Here is a 3,040-nt window from a genome sequence, read left to right as displayed (position 1 = left end):
AGGCGTTCTTTTTCCATCTGGAGCGCACGAACCAAGGGACGATGCTGGCGACGAGCCATGCGGGGTTTGCGGAGAGTGTATTGGCGCTTCCTGGCTTTCGGGAGGCGCTGCTCTCGGAGCGCTTCACACTGGAGCTGGGGCCGGGCTTGCTCTGGTGCGATACCTACGGAATTGTGACGGAGCGCGAGCGGCTGATTCGGCTGATTGAGATCGTGGCGGAGACGTTGCAGCGCCTGCGGGATTTTCGCCTCATTGAGGGTTAACGAGGTAGAATAGCGGCATGGACGCTGTCCGAGTTGTCGAGGTCGGCCCACGCGATGGGCTGCAAAACGAGCCGCATCTTCTGCCCACCGCCACCAAGATCACGCTGATCGAGCGCCTGGCGGACGCGGGACTGACGGAGATCGAGGTCGGGGCGCTGGTGCACCAGAAGCTCGTTCCCGCGATGGCCGACAGCGAGGCGGTACTGGCGGGGGTGCGCGAGATTCCGGGCATTCAGCGCCACGTACTTATTCCCAATCGCAAGGGTTGGGAGCGGCTGGACCGAAGCTGTGCCCAGAGCGTGAGCTTGTTCACCGCCGCCTCCGAGAGCTTTAGCCAGAAGAACACGGGGCGCGGTATTGCGGCGGCGCTGGCGGAGTTTTCGGAGCTGATCCCCGAGATTCAGGCGGCGGGCTTGCGCGTCCGGGTCTACATCTCCACCGTGACCCACTGTCCGTACGAGGGAAAGATCGCGCCTGAGGCCGCAGCGGATGTCGCCGAGCGGCTCCTTGCCGCCGACGAGCTGGCGCTGGGCGAGACTCTGGGGTGCGCAACAGGCGATGATTTTGAGGCGCTGCTGGAAGCCATCACCCGTGTGGTTGCTCCGGAAAAGCTGGCGGGGCACTTTCATGACACGAGCGGCGGGGCGCTGGTGGGAGTCGCACGAGGGCTGGACTACGGCCTGCGCTGCTTCGATGGTGCGGTCAGTGGCCTGGGCGGGTGCCCGTTCGCTCCAGGTGCGGCAGGAAATCTCTCCACGGAGCACCTCGTTGCCTTTCTGGAGGAACGTGGTTTCTCAACACAGGTAGACCAAAAGAAACTCGCACGGACGGGGAGCTGGCTACGTGATGAGCTAGCACGATGAAAGAGGAACTGGCACGATGAGAATTGCCGCGTTCGCGCTCCTCTGTGGTGTCTTGTTGGCGCTGGCCTTTCCGCCCTGGAGCCTCTGGCCGCTCGCCTGGATCGTGCCTGGCCTGCTCTACGCGCTTCTGGCAGAATCGAAGCCGAAGCCTGCTGCAGGGTGGGGCTATGTCTTTGGGGTTGCGCTTTATTTTCTGGGGGCACAGTGGGTGCGTGCACTGGCGGTTCCTCTCTGGCTGCTGCTGCCGCTCTTCCCTTGCCCCGTCTTTGCGCTCTATGGGCTGGTAAATGGATTGATTCTCCCCCGCCTCCCAAAACAATCGCGCCCGGTTGCGTTTGCCCTGCTCTGGGCGCTCTTTGAGTGGCTTCGTGGTCTGGGAACCTACGCGGCGCCCTGGTTCTCGCTTGCCAGCGTCCATGCCCACCCAACCGCACTTCCGCTCCTGCAGTGTGTCTCGTTTCTGGGCACACCGGGCATGGCTTTTTTGGTCGCCCTCACCTCCGCTTTACTGGCGGAGGGGATTCGTCAGCGACAAAAGCGCTTTGCCCTTGCTCTTTTAATCCCCACCACTCTGGTGCTTCTCCCCCGCCCCACGCCCACACGCCTGAGCTTTCTGCACCTTGCGCTCATCCAGCCCGGTCGTGCCGATGCCCAAGCCACAAACGACTACCTCGCCCTCTCTCGGAAAGCGGCTCTACGCCACCCCGATGTGATTGTCTGGCCCGAGGGCGCGGCCACGGAGCTAGACACCACGCGGCTCTCGGCGCTGGCCCGCGAACTGAAGACCCCGCTCTTGGTCGGATTCTACAAAGACCACAAAGACGGCGCAGACAACCGCCCCCAGAACCTGGGGATTCTCTTTAATGGCGAGGGGCACGAGATCGGGCACTACACCAAGCAGAGGCTCGCGCCTTTTGGCGAGGTCTACCCCTTCCAGCACTGGCTACGCGGTATCTACGCCGCGTTTGGCATCCGCCACGACAGCTTCCAGCACGGCGAGCGCCCCGGCGTGCTTCGGCTCCCAAGTGGCCAGAGAATTGGGGTGGGTATCTGCTTCGAGAGTGCATTTCCCTGGGTGGCGTCAAAGAATACCCAGGCGGGAGCGCAGCTCTTGATCTTTCTCACTTCCGACCAAGCATTTGGCCAGAGTGCTGCCCTCCCTCAGCACCGGGATCTCGCCATCGTACGGGCTATCGAAAATCGCCGCCCGGTGGTCCAGGTTGCGCCGACGGGAATCACCACTCTCATCGCCGCCGACGGACGCTCCGTTGCTGCGCTCGCGCCTGGTGAGCGCGGGATTCTCTTTGTCCATGCTATACTTCCCCCGTGAAACAGCGTAACTGGAACTGGACCTGCGCCCCACTCTCGGGGCTCTTGCTGGTGCTGGCCTTTCCAAACTTCAACCTCTGGCCTCTGGCTTGGGTCGCTCTGGTGCCGTTTTACCGGGCGCTGACTCGCCCCGCCCCCAGAACCCATCCCCCCGGCCCCCTTCCCTCTACGAAGGAAGGGGGAGGCAGGAGGGGGTTTTCAACCCTCCTTCGTAGAGGGAGGGTGGCAAAGCGAGGAACGAGCGAAGCCGGGTGGGTTCTGGCAACACACGGCTTCTGGCTGGGCTTTACCATCTTTCTGACGGGCGTCTACTGGATCTCCGAGCTCAACGGCACCACGCCCGCCGACAAGCTTTTCCCCTGGATTGGGCTGGCCGCGATTCAGGGTAGCTTCTTCGCTGTCTTTGCCGCGCTGGCAGGCTGGGCAATGCAGAGGCTCCCTGCATTCGCTCGCCCTTTCGCCTTCGCGGCGGGCTGGGTCACGTTCGAGCTGATCCGCACCCTCGGGACACTCAACTTCCCCTGGATGATCCTGGCCGTCAGCCAGGCACACGGCGACGGATTGATCTGGCTCCAGCTCGTGAGT

General features: G+C 63.2%; 3 protein-coding genes and 1 pseudogene. All 4 read left to right on the top strand.

Features of this window, described 5'->3' with window-relative positions; genetic code table 11:
- Positions 1-263, top strand: a 263-nt coding sequence (locus tag ACH2EH_RS21870; protein WP_395145072.1) for a hypothetical protein, incomplete at its 5' end; no start/stop codon positions are given.
- Between the two features lie 17 nt (positions 264-280).
- The gene (locus ACH2EH_RS21865; protein WP_395145070.1) at positions 281-1,126 is read left to right on the top strand and encodes a hydroxymethylglutaryl-CoA lyase; all 846 of its coding nucleotides are present in this window, start codon (positions 281-283) and stop codon (positions 1,124-1,126) included.
- Between the two features lie 16 nt (positions 1,127-1,142).
- On the top strand, positions 1,143-2,456 hold the full coding sequence (gene lnt / locus ACH2EH_RS21860) for an apolipoprotein N-acyltransferase (protein WP_395145068.1): 1,314 nt from the start codon (positions 1,143-1,145) through the stop codon (positions 2,454-2,456).
- Positions 2,453-3,040, top strand: a pseudogene (locus ACH2EH_RS21855) (hypothetical protein); the annotation flags it as partial. The gene lnt and the pseudogene ACH2EH_RS21855, both read left to right, overlap by 4 nt.

The sequence above is a fragment of the Armatimonas sp. genome, from assembly GCF_043760365.1.
In the GTDB taxonomy this organism is placed as follows: Bacteria; Armatimonadota; Armatimonadia; order Armatimonadales; family Armatimonadaceae; genus Armatimonas.
Note: the sequence above shows the minus strand (reverse complement) of the source record. Positions and strands in the feature narration are given on the sequence as shown.

Bases quoted from the DNA above. Each gene is read 5' to 3' on its own strand.
- lnt (WP_395145068.1), top strand. From the start codon at position 1,143: ATGAGAATTGCCGCGTTCGCGCTCCTCTGTGGTGTCTTGTTGGCGCTG.
- ACH2EH_RS21865 (WP_395145070.1), top strand. From the start codon at position 281: ATGGACGCTGTCCGAGTTGTCGAGGTCGGCCCACGCGATGGGCTGCAA.